Source organism: Humitalea rosea (assembly GCF_003253705.1).
GTDB lineage: Bacteria > Pseudomonadota > Alphaproteobacteria > Acetobacterales > Acetobacteraceae > Humitalea > Humitalea rosea.
The window spans coordinates 29,263-45,767 of sequence record NZ_QKYU01000002.1 but is presented as its reverse complement, the minus strand read 5'-3'; the positions used below and the strand labels follow the sequence as shown (position 1 = coordinate 45,767).

Annotated in this window: 15 protein-coding genes; 8 read left to right on the top strand and 7 right to left on the bottom strand. The window is 73.0% G+C overall.

The features are described 5' to 3' along the window. Nucleotides 1–15 precede the first annotated feature (15 nt). A complete protein-coding gene (gene mutL / locus C8P66_RS02240; protein ID WP_245903165.1) occupies nt 16–1,779 on the top strand; it encodes a DNA mismatch repair endonuclease MutL in 1,764 nt (587 codons plus the stop codon). A 91-nt stretch (nt 1,780–1,870) separates the two neighbouring features. Continuing rightward, nucleotides 1,871–2,536 (top strand): lipid-binding SYLF domain-containing protein, encoded by a 666-nt coding sequence (locus tag C8P66_RS02235; RefSeq protein WP_245903164.1) that lies wholly within the window; start codon nt 1,871–1,873, stop codon nt 2,534–2,536. 13 nt (nt 2,537–2,549) lie between these two features. Here C8P66_RS02235 and C8P66_RS02230 read toward each other — a convergent pair whose 3' ends face one another. Both C8P66_RS02230 and C8P66_RS02225 read right to left on the bottom strand, forming a co-directional pair. Next, complete coding sequence (locus tag C8P66_RS02230; protein ID WP_408881927.1) at nt 2,550–3,371, bottom strand: NUDIX hydrolase; 822 nt, start codon at nt 3,369–3,371, stop codon at nt 2,550–2,552. A 3-nt stretch (nt 3,372–3,374) separates the two neighbouring features. Next, entirely contained in the window at nt 3,375–4,211 is an 837-nt protein-coding gene (locus C8P66_RS02225) for a glycosyltransferase family 2 protein (RefSeq protein ID WP_146422677.1), read from the bottom strand. Between the two features lie 248 nt (nt 4,212–4,459). On the opposite strand from C8P66_RS02225, the gene C8P66_RS23465 reads away from it, so the two are divergent. Beyond that, nucleotides 4,460–5,596 carry a glycosyltransferase gene (locus C8P66_RS23465; RefSeq protein WP_158537067.1) on the top strand — a complete coding sequence of 379 codons (1,137 nt, stop codon included), beginning with the start codon at nt 4,460–4,462 and terminating at the stop codon, nt 5,594–5,596. 37 nt (nt 5,597–5,633) lie between these two features. Here C8P66_RS23465 and C8P66_RS02215 read toward each other — a convergent pair whose 3' ends face one another. The 3 genes from C8P66_RS02215 to C8P66_RS02205 form a co-directional block, all read right to left on the bottom strand. After that, nucleotides 5,634–6,671: an amino acid ABC transporter substrate-binding protein gene (locus tag C8P66_RS02215; protein ID WP_111396512.1), complete on the bottom strand. Its 1,038-nt coding sequence runs from the start codon at nt 6,669–6,671 to the stop codon at nt 5,634–5,636. 87 nt (nt 6,672–6,758) lie between these two features. Continuing rightward, nucleotides 6,759–7,376, bottom strand: a complete 618-nt coding sequence (locus C8P66_RS02210; RefSeq protein WP_111396511.1) for a DedA family protein — start codon at nt 7,374–7,376, stop codon at nt 6,759–6,761. Beyond that, nucleotides 7,373–9,061, bottom strand: coding sequence for a phospholipid carrier-dependent glycosyltransferase (locus C8P66_RS02205; RefSeq protein WP_158537066.1), 1,689 nt, complete (start codon nt 9,059–9,061; stop codon nt 7,373–7,375). The genes C8P66_RS02210 and C8P66_RS02205 overlap by 4 nt, the downstream gene beginning before the upstream one ends. 57 nt (nt 9,062–9,118) lie before the next feature. Between C8P66_RS02205 and C8P66_RS02200 the strand changes: the two genes are divergently transcribed. Then, nucleotides 9,119–10,453: an RsmB/NOP family class I SAM-dependent RNA methyltransferase gene (locus C8P66_RS02200; protein WP_111396510.1), complete on the top strand. Its 1,335-nt coding sequence runs from the start codon at nt 9,119–9,121 to the stop codon at nt 10,451–10,453. On the opposite strand, the gene C8P66_RS02195 is transcribed toward C8P66_RS02200, so the two are convergent. Further along, entirely contained in the window at nt 10,454–10,933 is a 480-nt protein-coding gene (locus C8P66_RS02195; protein WP_111396509.1) for a GNAT family N-acetyltransferase, read from the bottom strand. Between the two features lie 110 nt (nt 10,934–11,043). Between C8P66_RS02195 and rpe the strand changes: the two genes are divergently transcribed. From rpe to murJ, 3 genes are read left to right on the top strand one after another with little or no spacing between them, the layout of a single operon-like run. Beyond that, nucleotides 11,044–11,718, top strand: coding sequence for a ribulose-phosphate 3-epimerase (gene rpe / locus C8P66_RS02190; RefSeq protein WP_111396508.1), 675 nt, complete (start codon nt 11,044–11,046; stop codon nt 11,716–11,718). Continuing rightward, a complete protein-coding gene (locus tag C8P66_RS02185; protein ID WP_111396507.1) occupies nt 11,718–13,391 on the top strand; it encodes a heparinase II/III family protein in 1,674 nt (557 codons plus the stop codon). The genes rpe and C8P66_RS02185 overlap by 1 nt, the downstream gene beginning before the upstream one ends. A gap of 12 nt (nt 13,392–13,403) precedes the next feature. After that, nucleotides 13,404–14,939, top strand: a complete 1,536-nt coding sequence (gene murJ / locus C8P66_RS02180; RefSeq protein ID WP_111396506.1) for a murein biosynthesis integral membrane protein MurJ — start codon at nt 13,404–13,406, stop codon at nt 14,937–14,939. A 1-nt stretch (nt 14,940) separates the two neighbouring features. Here the strand turns inward: murJ and C8P66_RS02175 are convergent, their stop codons facing one another. Then, nucleotides 14,941–15,996 carry an A/G-specific adenine glycosylase gene (locus C8P66_RS02175; RefSeq protein WP_245903163.1) on the bottom strand — a complete coding sequence of 352 codons (1,056 nt, stop codon included), beginning with the start codon at nt 15,994–15,996 and terminating at the stop codon, nt 14,941–14,943. Nucleotides 15,997–16,020: 24 nt separating this feature from the next. Between C8P66_RS02175 and C8P66_RS02170 the strand changes: the two genes are divergently transcribed. Next, nucleotides 16,021–16,500, top strand: coding sequence for a DUF721 domain-containing protein (locus C8P66_RS02170; RefSeq protein ID WP_245903162.1), 480 nt, complete (start codon nt 16,021–16,023; stop codon nt 16,498–16,500). Nucleotides 16,501–16,505: the final 5 nt, after the last annotated feature.

Sequence of the window (16,505 nt, the reverse complement as noted above, 5' to 3'; positions counted from 1 at the left end):
GCTAGCCTGCCCCCCGTGACCCCGCCCCCCCGGATTCGCCTGCTCACCTCCGCCACCGCCGACCGCATCGCGGCCGGTGAGGTGGTCGAGCGCCCCGCCGCCGCGGTGAAGGAGCTGGTCGAGAACGCGCTGGATGCCGGCGCCACCCGGATCGGCGTGGTCATCGAAGGCGGCGGCAGCAGCCGCATCCTGGTCGAGGATGACGGCGCCGGCATGGGGCCGGAGGATCTGGCGCTCGCGGTCGAGCGCCACGCCACCTCCAAGCTGCCCGAGGAAGCCATGCTGTTCCGCATCGGCACGCTGGGGTTCCGGGGCGAGGCGCTGCCCTCGATCGGGGCGGTGGCACGGCTGTCGCTCACCTCTCGCCTGCCCGGCGGCAGCGCGCATCGCATCGAGGTCGAGGGCGGCCGCAAAGGCATCGTGACGCCCTCGGCCGGCGCCCCCGGCACGCGGGTCGAGGTGCGGGACCTGTTCTATGCCACCCCCGCCCGGCGCAAATTCCTCAAGCAGCCGAGCACCGAGGCCGCGGCGGCGGTCGAGGCGGTGCGGCGGCTGGCGCTGGCCTGGCCCGGCGTCGCCTTCCGCGCCGAGGTCGAGGGCCGCGAGGTGCTGGCCCTGCCGGCGCAAGACCGCGACGCGCGGATCGCCGCCTTGCTCGGCCCCGAATTCGCCGCCGCCGCGGTGCCGGTCAGCGCCGATATGGCGGGGCTGCTGGTCAGCGGGCTGACGGCGCTGCCGCTGCATACCCGCGCGACCATGGGTGGGCAGCATCTGGTGGTGAACGGCCGGCCGGTGCGCGACCCGCTGCTGCGGGCGGGGCTCCGCGTCGCCTATCGCGACCAGATCGCCCAGGGGCGGCACCCCGCCTGCGCCCTGTTCCTGACCATCGACCCCGAGGCGGTCGATGTGAACGTGCATCCGATGAAGACGGAGCTTCGCTTCCGCGAGGCGGACCGGGTCCGCAGCCTCGTTATCGGCGCGCTGCGCCGGGCGCTGGGGGTCGGTGCGGGGGCCGCAGGGGGGTGGACGCCCGCGCCGCCCGCCCCTGCCTGGTCCGGCTTCGCCGAGGCGGCGCCGCCCACCCCCACCCTGGCGCAGCCGCCGCTCTCCCTCGCCTTCGCGCCGCGCCGGGCCGAGGTGCCAGACTCGGCATCGGCCCCGGCCGAGGTCGTGATGGACTCGCCGGATGGCCCGCTCGGCCGCCCGCTCGGCCAATTGCTCGACACCTACATCGTCGCCGAAGCCGCCGATGGCGCGCTGGTGCTGGTGGACCAGCATGCGGCGCATGAACGGCTGACGCATGAGCATCTGCGCGCCCAGATCATGGCGGGCGGGGTACGCGCCCAACCGATGCTGCTGCCCGCGGTGGTCGATCTGCCGCAGGCCGAGGCCGCCGCTCTGGCCGCCGCCGCCCCCGCCCTGGCACGGCTGGGGCTGGAGATCGAGGGCTTCGGCCCCGGGGCGATCCTGGTCCGTGCCATGCCCGCCCTGCTGGGGGCCGCCGATCCCGGCCCGATGCTGCGCGACCTGGCCGAGGAGGTCGCCGATTGGGACGCCGCCGGCGATGCCCCGGCGCTGGACCGCAGGCTCGATGCGGCGGTGGCGCGGCTGGCCTGCCACGGCAGCATCCGCGCCGGGCGCCGCCTCGCGGTGCCGGAAATGGCCGCTCTGCTGCGGTCGATGGAGGCAACGCCGCGCGCCGCCACCTGCAGCCATGGCCGCCCGACCTTCCTGCGGCTGGACCGCGCGAGTCTCGAACGCATGTTCGGACGACGATAAACTGGCCCTGGTGTCAGAAATCGGCTAGAAACGCGTCAGGGCAAAGACTTGCCGGGGGACGTTCATGCATCGCCGTATAACGATACTGACCATGCTCCTGGGACTGCTGAGCGCCTGCGCCGGCATTTCCGGTGGCCAGCCGCAGCAACAGGCGCTGGTCGATCGCGCCACGCTGACGGTGCAGGAAATCGCCACAGGGCAAAATAATGGCGATTTCAACAACTTGCTGCGACGATCCCGTGCGGCCATGATTTGCCCGCGCGTCTTCCGCGCCGGCTTCATCTTCGGCGGCGAGGGCGGCGCCTGCGTGCTGGTCGCGCGCGATGGCGCGGGCTCGTGGTCCTCGCCCGCCTTCTACACCATGGGCTCGGGCTCCTTCGGCCTGCAGATCGGCGTGCAGGATGCCCAGATCGTGATGATCGTATTGACCGACCGCGGGCTGAACGCGCTGCTCAACAACCAGTTCAAGGTGGGGGCGGATGCCTCCGTCGCGGTCGCGCAATACGGCGGCGGGATCGAGGGCTCGACCACCGCCAATGTCGGCGCCGACATCGTCGCCTTCGCCCGGGCCAGCGGCCTCTTCGCCGGCCTCACCATCGAAGGCAGCATCCTGACCAGCCGGCCGGAGGCGAACCGCTCCTACTACGGCAACACTGCGGGGGCACGGCAGATCGTGGTCGACATGGCCGCGCATAACCCCGGCGCCGATCCGCTGCGCGCCGCGCTGATGCACTACGGCACCCGCCAGGCCCCGTAACGCCCGGCCGGGCTCAGGCGAAGCGGTCGAGCCCGCCTCGCAGGCGCCCGTCGGGGTCCCCGACCAGCCCCTCGCGCAGGAACAGGTCGATCAGCACGAGGGCGACGTTGAACTTGACGCTGTCCTCGCGCCGCAGCACGTCCAGAACCTCCCGCGCAGGCCAGAGGTCGAACCGTTCGACCTCATCCCCATCGGGCACGGGCATGAATCCCTCGGGCAGGTCCAGATCGAAGACGTGCAGCACATCCCGCCGCAAGCCCTCAGGGGCCGCCATCACATAGCCGAGGCGGGAGGCACGCCGGGATTGGGCGGCCAGTTCGGGGGGGATCGCGGCCTCCTCGCCGGCTTCCTTGATCAGGCAGGCCTCGGGCGTCAGCCCGGCCGAGAGCCCGCCGGCCACCAGATTGTCGAGCATGCCGGGCGCCACCGCCTTATCCGCCGCCCGCAGCCCAAGCCAGACATGCAGCCCATCGGGGCGGCGCACGAGCCCGTTCAGGTGCACCCCCTGCGCCAGCACGCCGAAGACCGGCACCGCGCCCCGGTCCAGCACGCCCAGCACCGGGCCCTCCGGTGTCGCGCGGATGTCGAAGGCCTCGCCACGGATGCGCCCATGCCCCGCCGCTGCCAGCGCGACCGAGGCGGGGCCCAGCGCCGCCGCATCCTGGAAGGTGATGCCCTCGGGCCCCGCCTCGCCACCAAGGCCCGCGAGCAGCCGCGCCACCTCCGGCGAGAGCCAGCCGATCCGCTGCGCGCGCAGCCGGAGCGGCACGCGTCCGCCGGGCAGTTCGGTGTTGTTGCAGGCCCGCAGGTGCCGAAGCAATCCGTCCAAATCCACGCCTCAGCCAAGCCCCTTGCGCAGCGCCCCTATCGCCCGGGCGGAGCGCAGCCGCAACCGCGCCAGGCGAAAGCGCAATGCCGCAAGCCGGTCGCCCTCGGCCATCGCCGCCTCGGCCGAGGCGGCCAGGACGCGGGCCACCCCCTCCCGCGCCGCGGACGGATCGACCGCCGCGACCAGGTCGCGCCAGACCGCGGCGACCCTGCGGGCGGAGGCCATGCGCCGCGCATCCCATGGTTCCGCCGGCCCCTCGGTGAGCGGGCTCGGCAGCCAGCCGACCGGGGCGCATTGCGACAAATGCAGCCACAGGTCCCAATCGGCGGCCGGCCCCACATCCTCGGTGAAGCCGCCGACGGCGCGCACCAAGGCGGTGCGCGCGACGACGGTCGAGGCCTCGATCGGCGCGGCGGCGAAGATCCGCGCCAGCGCATCGCCGGCCAGGACCCGCGCGCCGCCCTCGGACGGGTCGGTGGCGGCCCGGGCGCCATGCGCGCCGAAGGAGAAGCCGATCTCCGGCTGCCGCCGATGCAGCGCGAGTTGCAGCGCGAGCTTGCCCGGCACCCAGCGCTGCCCGGCATCGAGGAAGGCGACCAGCGGCGCCTCGGCCTCGGCGATGCCGAGGTTGCGGGCGGCGGTCAGCCCGCGGGACGGGCCCGGCAGCCAGCGCAGGCGCGGGTCCGCCACCTCGGCCACCCAATCGGCGGTGCCGTCGCTGCCGCAATCGATGATGAGGATTTCCAGCGTCGGGTCATCGCCGATCGAGGCGATGGTCGCGGGCAGCGCCGCCGCGGCATCGCGCGTCGGCACGATGACACTGGCTTCCAGCGTGACAACGTTCACGGATGTATCCTCGCTGTGCCGAGCGTGCCGTTGCACTCCATCGCACAGAAATTCCGCGTTCCGCAGATCTTTGTCGCGTCCTGCGATGCAGCCTGCCTCGGTAAGCCCAAATTCAGCGGCATGGCGGATGCTCTGTGGTCCTGGCCTTCTCGTGGCGTCGCACCCCGCCCCCGGTTCCGCCTTTGCGGCGCCGGGGGGGCGGGTCGCGGCCCGCGGCAGAAGGGCTGGTGACCCCGATGGAGCAGCCGATGCCGTTCGATGCCATGTCCGCCGCCGCCCGTGCCGAGGTCGCCACGCGTCCGCTGCGCCTGTTGTGGCTGACCGAGGACCCGACCGATGCGGGGGTGATGCTGGCGCTGCGGGCGCAGGGCCATGCCGCCATACCCTTCATGCCCGATGCGGGCGGCCTCCTGCGCCCCTTGGCGCCGCCGCTGCGGAACCATGCGCGCGCCCTGGCCTTCGCCTGGCGCCAGAGGGCGCCGATCGCGACCATGGCGGCGGGCTGCCGCGTCGCCCATGCGGCGCTGCGGTCGCACTGCGGCCATGTCCATGCGGCCAGCCCCGGCACCGCGGCGGCGGCGGTCGCGGGCGCGCGGCTCGCCGGGCTGACGGTCTCCATCGCGGTCACCGATCCCGCGCCCCGGTACGGCCGCAAGGCACTGCGCGCGACCCTGGCCGCCGCCGATCTCGTGCTGGCGCCCTCGCATGAGGTCGCCGAGAGCCTGCGCCGGCTCTGCCCCAGGCTGCATCTGCGGCTGGTGCCGCAGGGCGTGGATGCCGCCCGGCTGCTGCCGGCGCCGGAGGCCCAGGGGCGCAACGGCCGCCTGCTCGCCGCCGGGCCGCTGGTGCCGGCCGGGGGGTTCGACGTGCTGCTCTCGGCGATGGCCCGCCTGCCCCCCTCCCGCCGCCCCAGCCTCGACATCGCCGGGGATGGCCCGTTGCGGCATGGGCTGGAGACGCGCGCGCAGGCGCTGGGCCTCGGCGATGCGGTCCGCTTCCTCGGCGCCCGGCCCGAAACCTGGCTGATGCGCCAGGGGCCAGCCTATCTGGGGCTCGTGCTGCCGATGATGGCGGCGGGCGCCGAGGCCGCGCCGCATTTGGCCAAATCGGCCCTGGCGATGGGCCTGCCGGTGATCGCCACCGCGATCGCCGGGCTGGCCGAGGTGGTGTCGCCCGATGTCGGCTACCTGATCCCGCCGGGCAATGCCGCGGCTTTGGCCGAAGCCCTGCTCTGGCTTGGCGGCATGCCGGAGCAGCGGCGCCGGGCGATCGGTGGCGCCGGGCGGGACCGGGCGGAGCTGGTCTATTCCAAGACCGGCGAGGCGCGGGGGCTTGCGGCGGCGGTCGCGGGGTTGGCGCCCATGGCGACGCTGCGCGCCTGGTAAGCCGCGGGCGGGGCCACCTGCCCCGCCCGCGTGACGCTCAGCGGATCGGCGGCGCGTAGATCAGCCCGCCGTGGTTCCACAGGTTGTTCTGTCCGCGCGGCAGGGCGAGCGGCGTGTTCGGGCCCAGATGGCGCTCGAAGATCTCGCCGTAATTGCCCACCGCCTTGATGGCATTGTAGGCCCAGCGCGAATCCAGCCCCATGCTCGGCCCGAAATTGCCGGTCACGCCCAGCAGCCGCTGGATGTCCGGGTTCGTACTGGTCAGCATCTCGTCGACATTGGCCTGGGTGACGCCAAGCTCCTCGGCATTGAACAGCGCGTAGATCGTCCAGCGCATGATGTCGTACCACTGGGCGTCGCCCTTGCGGACGGCGGGGGTCAGCGGCTCCTTGCTGATGATCTCCGGCAGGATCATGTGCTCGCCGCGCGGCAGTGAGCTGAGGAAGCCCGCGAGCTGGCTCGCATCCAGCGTGTAGGAATCGCAGCGGCCGGACAGATAGGCGCGGCGCGTGTCCTCGATGTTCTCGAACACCACCGGGCTCACCTGGATGTGGTTGGTGCGCGCCCAGTCGGCGAGGTTCAGCTCATTGGTCGAGCCGGCGCCGACGCAGACGGTCGCCCCGTTCAGCTCACTCGCATGGTTCACCCCGGCCGCCTTGCGGACGATGAAGCCCTGGCCGTCGAAGAACACCGTCGGGCCGAACTGCAGCCCGGCGGCGACCTCGCGCGCATGGGTCCAGGTGAAGGTGCGCGCCACCATGTCCACCTCGCCCGATTGCAGCGCGGTGATGCGCATCTGGCTGGTCAGCACGGTCCAGCGCACCTTGGCCGGATCGCCCAGCACGGCGGCGGCGACGGCGCGGCAGATGTCGGGGTCCAGCCCCTGCTGTTCGCCCCGGCTGTCCGGCACGCCGAAGCCGGCGGAGCCGACATTGCCGCTGCACGCCAGATAATTCTTGGCGCGGACGCTGGCCAAGGTCGGGCCGGCGTCCACGCTTTGCGCCACCGCTGCCTGCCCGAGGAGCATGGTGCCCAACGCCGCCATGGCGACGAGGCCTGAAATTCTATGATGCATGCGAAACTCTCCATGGTGCGGCGGGCCTGCTTCAGCAGGGCCGCGGGCCCAGGGGCAGGGCAAGCAAACCCCATGCCCCGGCCGCCGTCAGGAGTTGGTGGGGCGCCGGTTCCGCCGGCGCGTGCGCCACAGATGCCAGAGGTAGAGCCCCACGAACCCGGCCATGGCGGCAATGCCCAGCGGTTCCAGCGCGCCCTCGACCAGCGTGTAATTCTCCCGCAGCAGCAGTCCGGCCACGGCCAGCGCCCCCACCCAGACCGCCGATCCGGCCATGGTCGCGGTGTAGAAGACCGGGCGCGACACCCGTGCGAGGCCCGCCGGGACCGAGATCAAGGTCCGCACCCCCGGCAGCATCCGCCCGAAGAACAGCGCGATCGCGCCATGCTTGCGGAGCATCGCCTCGGCCTCCTCCACATCCTCGCGCGCGATGGCGAACCAGCGGCCGTGGCGGTCCACCACGCGCTTCACCGCCTCCGACCCATAGGCGCGCGAGGCCTCGTACCAGACGCCATTGCCGAGCAATGTGCCGATGATCCCGGCCAGCAGGATGCCGGTGAAGGACATCCGCCCGGCGGCGGCGGCGAAGCCCGCGAGCGGCATGATCACCTCCGACGGGATCGGCGGGAACAGGTTCTCGGCCAGCATCAGCGCGAAGACGCCCAAGGACCCGCCGGCGGCGACGATATCGGTGACCCAGTCGATCATGGTTCAACCCTGTAGAGGATCAGCACCACCGGCCGGCCACGCACGTACTGGTAGCCCGAGACCTGGCCCAGTTCACGCAGCCGCAGCCCGGCGGCGGCGGTGCGGAAGGCCGCCTCCTGCCGGTCGGCCACGGCGACTACGCGGCCCGGTGCGCCCTCCAGGAAGGCGACCGCGCCGGGCGCGTCGCGCAGCAGATGCAGCTCGCGCCCGATGGCGAAGATCAGCGAGGGCTCGGCATAGCCCAGCACGCCGAAATCACCCGCCGTCACGCCCGGGGCACTGCGTTCCAGCAGCGCCGCGACATGGGGCGAGATCCAGGGCGCATACAGCCGCGGCAGCACCGCCCCCAGCACCAGCCAATAGACCGGCACCGCGAACAGCACGGCGGCGAGCCCGGCGCGCGCGAAGGCACCGGCGCGGGCGAAGCGCATCACCACCCAGATCATCGCCGCGGCGACCGGCAGCAGCAGGAAGGACCAAAGGTCCGCACCCCCATCGGCCAGCCAGAACAGGACGGGGGCGGCCAGCGCCAGCCCGGCCACGGTGCCGCACAAGGCGGCTGCGGCCAGCCAGAACAGCCACCGCGGCGCCGGGCGGCGCAGCGGGTCCATCGCCCAGCCGCCGGCCAGCAGCATCAGCGCCGGCCAGACCGGCAGGGTGTAATGCGGCAGCTTGGTCGCCACCGCCTCGAACACCAGCCAGCTCGGCGCCGCCCAGGCGAGCAGGAAGCGCGAGGCCGGGCGCAGCCGGTCCCGCCAGGCCGAGGGCAGCGCCATCAGCACCAGGAAGGAGGCCGGGAAGGCCGCTATGCCGAAGGTCGCGAGGTAGTAGCCCGGTGGGCCCCAATGGGCTTCCTCGCCCGAGCCGACCTTGGAGAGCATGTCGCCGCCGATCGCATCGGCGAAGAAGCGGCCCTCGGTCGCGATGCCGATGGCGATGAACCAGGGGGCCGCGACCGCCAGCATCAGCGGGATGCCCCAGCCCGGCCGCAGCCGCGCGAGCCAGGGCGCGTGCAGCAGCCCGCGCGGCGCGGCGCGGCGATCGACGATGGCCAGGGTCAGCCCGGTCAGCAGCGGCACCATGGGCCCGATCGGGCCCTTCAGCAGGATCGCCCCGCCCAGCACCATCCAGAATCCGGCCGCCTGCCGCGCGGTGAAGGCGGCGGGGGTGAGGTAGGCGCGCCCGAACAGCCCCATCGCCACCGTGACCAGCCCGAGCAACGCGGCATCGGTCTTGGCGATATGGGTCTCGACCACCAGCACCATGCCCGAGGCCAGCAGCGCCGCCGCGAGGAAGGCCGACCGCCGGCCGACCAGCGCCCGCCCCCAATGGAAGGTCGCGACCACCGCGAGCAGGGCGCCGAGCAGCCCGGGGATGCGATAGGCCCAGATGTCGGCGCGAGAGCCGAGGCCGGTCGCCTCCAGCACCGTGACGACGCTCGCCTGCGCCCAATGGATGCCGGCGGGCTTCTTGTTGCGCTCTTCCTCGCCGACGCGGATACGGACCCAATCGCCGGTTTCCACCATCTGGCGGCTGGCCTGGGCGAAGCGGCTTTCGTCCCGGTCACCCGCCGGCAGGGTGAAGAATCCCGGCAGCCAGAGCAGCAGGCACAGCGCGATCAGCACGAGCCGGGGGCGTCGCGTTTCGGGCAGGCTGTCCAGGAAGGCGGCGATGGCATTCGGCATGGAGTGCGGCGGCACTAGCACGCGTGCCCCGCGCGGGACATAGGAAGGCGGATGACGATGCCCCCAACTGGTAAGCCTGCTGGCCGCACCCCCGGCCGCCGCCCCGCCGGCCTCCACCGCGACCGCGCCCCCGTGCGCCACCCGAGCGGCCCCGCCCCCGGTGCCAACCCCGCCCGCGCCGCCGCCATGCTGCTGTTGCAGGCCGTGCTGGACCGGCGCCAGGGGCTGGAGGATGCGCTGGACGCCCTGCCCGCCCGCGAGCCGCGCGACCGTGCCTCCGGCCACCGCATCGCGGCGGCGGTGCTGCGGCGCCTCGGCACGCTCGATGCGATCCTGGAACCCTATCTGAAACGTGAACCGCCCTCCGAGGTGCGCGAGGCGCTGCGGATCGGGGTCGCGGAGCTTCTGCTGCTCGGCACGCCGCCGCATGCCGCGGTCTCCGCCGCCGTCGATCTGGTGCCGAAGCCCTTTGCCGGGCTGGTCAATGCCGTGCTGCGCCGGATCGCCCAGGCCGGGGAGAGCGCGCTGGAGGGCATCGACGCCGATCGCATCGACACCCCAGCCTGGCTCTGGACCGCCTGGCATGGCGCCTATGGCGCCGAGGGCGCGCGGGCCATCGCCACCGCTTTGCGGCAGCCGGCGCCGCTCGACCTCAGCCTGATGCCGGGCAGCCCGGTGCCGGAAGGCGCGATTCTGCTGCCCAATGGCAGCGCCCGGCTGCCGGCCGGCACGCGCTTCTCCGACCTGCCGGGGCAGGAGGGGTTCTGGGCCCAGGATGTCGCCGCGACCCTGCCCGCGCGGCTGCTGGCGGTGCGGCCGGGGGAACGGGTGGCGGATCTCTGCGCCGCCCCGGGCGGCAAGACCGCGCAGTTGATCGTGGCCGGCGCCCAGGTCACGGCGGTCGAGAAGGATGCCCGGCGTTGTGAGCGGCTGCGCGAGAACCTCGCCCGCCTCGGCCTCACCGCCGAGGTGGTGCTGGCCGATGCCGCCGGCTGGCGGCCCCCGGCGCCCTTGGATGCGGTGCTGCTGGATGCGCCCTGCACCGCGACCGGCACCATCCGCCGCCATCCGGATGTGGCACGGCTGAAGCGGCCGACCGATCTGGCCAACCTCGTGCCGATCCAGGCGCGGCTGCTGGCGGCCGGGGCGGCGATGCTGCGGCCGGGCGGGCGGCTGGTCTATGCCGTCTGTTCGCTCCAGCCCGAGGAAGGCGAGGGCCATCTGCGCACCGCGGCCGAATGCGGCCTGCTGCCCGACCCGATCCGGGAGGAGGAGATGCCCTGGCTGGAGGAGGCCATCACCGCCGGCGGCAATCTGCGCACCCGGCCGGATTACTGGGGCGAGCAGGGCGGCATGGACGGGTTTTTCGCGGCGCGGTTCATCAAGGCCTGACTAGCGCAGCGGCTTGTCCATCTCGAGGACGGCCGGGGCGAAGCCAGAGCGGCGGTACAGCGCCTCCGCCCCGTCATTGCCCGCCAGCACCCCGATTCGCAGCCGGGCCATGCCTTGCGCCCGCGCGAATCGCTCCGCCTCGGCCAGCAGGGCGCTGCCGATGCCGAGCCCCCGTGCCTCCGCCCTGACGAACAGCTCCAGGACATAGGCGTAGGGGCGCAGCGCCTCCCGCACGAAAACGGCATCCCGGCGCATGACGATGAAGACATGGCCGATGACCCGGCCCGCGCGCTCGGCGACCAGCACGCGGCCGCCGGAGGCTGCGACCTCGCGCTCAGCGGCCTCAAGGCAGGCCTCGGCGCCCGCATGGTCGGTGCGGCGGTTCCCGACGATCGCCTCCTCATGCAGGTTCAGGCCAAGGAATTGCTCGATCAGCGCCGGGCGATCGCCCGCGCCACCGGGGCGGATCATGGCATCCATTGCTGTCCTCGACGCTCCTGCCGGGTCGCGCGGTGCCGGGCCTTGCCGGAAACGGACGACACCGCATGCACGGGATGGCGCCAGCCCGATGTCAAGGCTAGGTTCGCAGTGTGACACGCCCGATCCGCATCGCCCCGAGCCTGCTGGCCGCTGACTTCTCCCGATTGGGTGAGGAAGTGCGCGCCGTTGCCGCCGCCGGGGCCGACTGGCTGCATCTGGACATCATGGACGGCCATTTCGTGCCGAACATCTCCTACGGCCCCGCCGTGGTGAAGGCGATGCGCCGCCACACCGCCATGCCCTTCGACGTGCATCTGATGATCGCCCCGGTCGATCCCTACCTCGCCGCCTTCGCCGAGGCGGGGGCGCAGATCATTTCGCTGCATGCCGAGGCGGGGGCGCATCTGCACCGCTCCTTGCAGGCCATCCGTGCGCTCGGGGTCAAGGCGGGCGTGGTGCTGAACCCCGGCACCCCGGCCGGCGCGGTGGAGGGCGTGATGGATCTCGTGGATCTGATCCTGGTGATGACGGTCAATCCGGGCTTCGGCGGCCAGAGCTTCCTCGACAGCCAATTGCCCAAGATCGCCACCTTGCGCCGCATGATCGGGGCGACCGGCCGCGATATAGCACTTGAGGTCGATGGCGGTGTGACAACCGCCACCGCGCCGCGTTGCATTGCCGCCGGCGCCGATACGCTGGTCGCGGGAACCGCCATCTTCGGCACCTCCGACTACGGGGCCGCGATTCGGAGTCTACGCGGCACCGCCGTTCACGAGGCCGCCTGATGGTCGAAAATCTGTTCCGTGGCGCCCGCCAGATGCTCGCGGGGCTCAAGCCGATCCGGGCACCGGATGCGCCGGCCCGCGCCTTCCGCGACCTCTGGCCCGGGGATGCCGCGCGCGGCAACCGGCTGTTGCAGGGCGAGCTGGAAGTCGCCGGCTCCGCCCGCCCGCTGTCCGAGGAAGCCGGCTGGGATCGCGGCTCGCCGCAGTGGCGGGCCGCCGCACTCGGCTTCGCCTGGGCGCGGGACCTGCGGGCGCTCGGCACCGATGCGGCGCGGCTGCGCGGGCGGGGCCTGGCCACCGCCTTCCTGGAACGCTGGGGCACCGACCCGATGGCGGCGATGCCGGAAGTCGCGGGCGCGCGCATCTCGGCTTGGCTCGGGCATTGGGATTTCTTCTTCGCGACGGCCGAGGATGCGCTGCGCCGCGGCGTGATGCAGCGCCTGGCGCAGGACGTCCGCACCCTGGTCGCCGGGCTGCCGGCCGAGGCCGCCCATCGCGGCGCGCTGGTGGCGCTGAAGGGTGCCATGGCCGGCGCCGTGGCGCTGGATGACGAGACCGCCCTGGCCCGCTGCCTGCGCTTCCTGCCGCAGGAGTTGGAGCGCCAGTTCCTGCCCGATGGCTGCCATGTCGAGCGCAGCCCGGCGCAGCATCTGCTGGCGTTGCAGGACCTCGTGGAGATCCGCAACCTGCTGCATGGCGCGGGGGTCGAAAGCCCGCCGCATATGGCGATGACGATGGACCGCGCCGCCCCGGCGCTGCGGCTGTTCCGCCATGGCGATGGCGGGCTCGCGGGCTTCAACGGCACGCGGGACGAGGCCGCGAGCCTGCTGGACCTGACCCTGACCCAGGCGCAGGCGCGGGGCCGTTCGCCGCTGACCCTGCCCGATGGCGGCTTCCACCGCTTGCAGGCGGCCCGCACCCTGGTCATCGCCGATTGCGGCGCGCCGCCGCCCGGGCGCGGGCTGGTCGGGCTGCTGCCGCGCGGGGCGGACCGCTTCCACCATGCCGGCACCCTGTCCTTCGAGATGTCGGTCGGGCGGGACCGGGTGGTGGTCAATTGCGGCGCGGCCCCGGCCGCCGATCCGGGCTGGCGCGACGCGCTGCGGGCCACGGCGGCGCATTCCACGCTGATCGCCGCCGATACCAACAGTTCGGAATTGCAGGACACCGGCCTCGGCCGCCGGCCGGAGATCGTGGAGACCGATCGGCAGGCCATGGCCGGCGCGCAATGGCTGGAGATGTCGCATGACGGCTATCGCCGCCCCTTCGGCGCCGTCCACCGCCGCCGCATCTATCTGTCGGAAAGCGGCGATGATCTGCGCGGCGAGGACACGCTGGAGGCTGAGAAGCCCACCCCCTTCGTCGTCCGCTTCCATCTGCATCCGGGCGTGAACGCCAGCCTGCAACAGGATGAGCAGGCGGTGCTGCTGCGGCTGCCCTCGGGCGCGGGCTGGCGGGTGCGGGCCAAGGGTGGGCGCGTCGCGGTGGAGGAGAGCATCCATTTGGCCGGCGAACCTCGCCGCACCGTGCAGATCGCGCTCTACGCCGAGGAGGGCGAGCCCACGGTGCAATGGGCGATCAGCCGGATCAGCCTCGGCGCCAATACCCCGGGCACGCCCAGCACCGAAGCGCCCGCCGAACCGCCTCGCGAATCGTCTGGGACGCGGGAGTAGGCACCGCACCCCATGCTGCGTAACGTGATGACGGTCGGCGGCTGGACCATGGCCAGCCGCGTGCTGGGCTTCGCCCGCGATATCCTGATCGCCTCGCGCCTCGGCGCCGGGCCGATCGCCGATGCCTTCTTCGTGGCGCTCAAGCTGCCGAACCTGTTTCGGCGCCTGTTCGGGGAGGGCGCCTTCAACTCCGCCTTCGTGCCCGCCTTCGCCGGCACGCTGGCCGCCGAGGGCCGGGCCGCGGCGCATGCGCTGGCGAACCATCTGGCGGCGCTGATGACCCTGTGGCTCAGCCTGGTCGTGGTGGTCGGCTGGCTGCTGATGCCGCAGGTGATCACCGTGCTGGCGCCGGGCTTCGTCGAGGACCCGCTGCGCTACGGCCTTGCGGTCGAGATGACGCGGATCACCTTCCCCTATCTGCTGTTCATCTGCCTCGCGGCGCTGGTCTCGGGCGTGCTGAACGGGCTGGACCGCTTCGCGGCGGCGGCGGCGGCGCCGGTGCTGTTCAACCTGATGTCGATCGGGGCCCTGATCGGGCTCACGCCCTTCGTCGCCACCGCCGGGCATGCGCTGGCCTGGGGCGTGATGCTCTCGGGCATCGTGCAGCTTGGGCTGGTCTGGTGGGCGGCGCGGCAGGCGGGGATGGCGATCGGGCTGCTCGGGCCGATCCGGCTGACGCCGCCGGTGCGGGCGGTGCTGAAAAAGATGGTGCCGGGGGTGCTGGGGGCGGGGGTGACGCAGCTCAACCTCGCGATCGATGTGATCATCGCCTCGCTGCTGCCGGCCGGGGCGGTGTCCTTCCTCTATTACGCCGACCGGGTGGCGCAGCTGCCGCTGGGCGTGATCGGGGCGGCGATGGGCACGGCGCTGCTGCCGCTGCTGGCGCGGCAGTTGCGGATGGGGCGGCCGCTGGCGGCGCATCGCAGCCTGAACCGGGCGCTGGAACTCTCGCTGCTGCTGACCCTGCCGGCCGCGGGGGCGCTGGCGATGCTGTCCGGGCCGATCATCGAGGGGCTGTTCCAGCGCGGCGCCTTCGACGCGCGGGCGGCGGCGGCGACCTCGGGCGCGCTGCTGGCCTATGCCTTCGGGATGCCCTTCTTCGTGCTGGTGAAGGTGTTTGCGCCTGGGTTTTTCGCCCGTGGCGATACCGGCACGCCGGTGCGGATCGGGATCGGCGTGGTGGTGCTGAACCTGGTGCTGAACCTGATCCTGTCGCGCTGGATCGGGCATGTCGGCATCGCGCTTTCCACCGGGATCGCGGCGATGGTGAATGCGCTGCTGCTGGCGGGGATGCTGATGCGGCGCCGGCATCTGGTCTTCGACCGCCGGCTGCGGCGCAGGGCCTGGCGCATCCTGGGCGCGGTCGCGGTGATGATGGCGGTGCTGGGCCTCGCGCGCTGGGCGCTCTGGCCGGTCGGGCCGGGGTGGCGGGTGCCGGTGCTGGCGGCGATCTGCGTGCTGGGGGCGGTGAGCTACGCGGCGGCGGCGCAGGTCCTGGGGGCGCTGCGGCTTGGGGAAGTGAAGGCGATGATGCGGCGGGGCGGTTAGCTCAACGCACCCCCGCCCCTTCCGCCAGCACCAGCAACCGCCGGAACACCGTGGGCAGGATGCGCGCCGCCTCCGCCAGCGGGCGCCAGTCCTGGTTGGTGCCGGGGATCTCCACCCGCGCCCAGAACAGCCGCATCGTCAGTTGGAAATGGGTGAAGCCATGCAGCGCCACCCCCGGCACCGCGGCCCAGGGGGCGGCGAAGGGGGCCTCGGCCAGCGCCTCGGCATCGGTCCAGGGCGCGCCGGTCCAGGCGGTGCCGGGGATATCCGCCATGCCGCCCAGCAGCCCATGCCCCGGCCTGCGCCCCAACAGCACCCGCCCCGCCCCATCCAGCGCCAGGAAATGCGCGCCATGGCGCATCGGGCGCGGGACCTTCTCCGCCCGGACGGGCAGATCCGCCGCCATCGCCTGCCCGGCGCAGCCTTCCCGCCAGGGGCAGAGCGCGCAGGCGGGGTTTTTCGGCGTGCAGATCGTGGCACCAAGGTCGAACAGCGCCTGGGCAAAATCCCCCGGCCGCGCCCGCATCGCCGGGTCGGACGAAAAGCCTTGGGCCAGCGCGGCCAGGGTCTTTTTCGCGCGCGGCATGGGTTCCGTCACGGCAAAAAGCCGCGCCACCACCCGCTCCACATTGCCATCCACCGGCACCTCCGGCTGGCCAAGCGCGATGGCGGCGACGGCGGCGGCGGTATAGGGGCCGATTCCCGGCAATTCCCGCCACCCCGCCGCATCGGGCGGGAAGGCCCCGGCAGCAGCGATCGCCCGGGCCGCGGCATGGAGCGCGCGGGCGCGGGCGTAGTAGCCAAGCCCGGCCCATTCCTCCATCACCGCCTCGGCCGGGGCCGCGGCCAGGGCCGCAACCGTCGGGAATCGCCCGAGAAAGCGCTGGAAGCGCGGGGCGACGGCGGCGACGGTGGTCTGTTGCAGCATCACCTCCGACAGCCAGACCTGGTAGGGGTCGGGCAAATCTCCGGCCTCGCCCGCTGGCTTGCGAAAGGGCAGACTGCGCCGATGGCGATCGTACCAGGCAAGCAGGGCGGCGGCGGAAGGATGGGTCACGGCAAGGCCGATGCCCCACAAGCATTGGCCCCGTCCAGGCCCAGCTTCCGCACTTATGACCTGCGCGCCCTCGGCGCGCTGATCCCGCATGTCGCGCGGCCGGGCTTGCGGGCACGCGGCGGGCAGGCGGCGCTGCTGATGGCCGATTGGGCGCAGGTGGCGGGGCCGGAGGTCGCGGCCCTCGGCGTGCCGCGCGGCTTGCAGGCCGGCACGCTGACCCTGGCCTGCACCGGCCCTGCCGCCATGCAGTTGCAGATGATGGCCCCGGCGCTGATGGAGCGCATCAATACCCATCTCGGCCGGGCGGTGGTGCAGCGGCTGCGCTTCGTCCAGCAGGTCGTGGCCCGCCCCGCCGGGGTGCCCGCGCGGGCGCCGGCACGCGGCGCGGCCCCGCTGCTGCCGGGGCAGGTCGCGGACAAACTCTCCGGCATCACCGACCCCGGGCTGCGCGCGGCGCTGGAAAATCTGGCGCGCGGGGTCTATCGGACGCGCGACCGGGGCTAGATCCC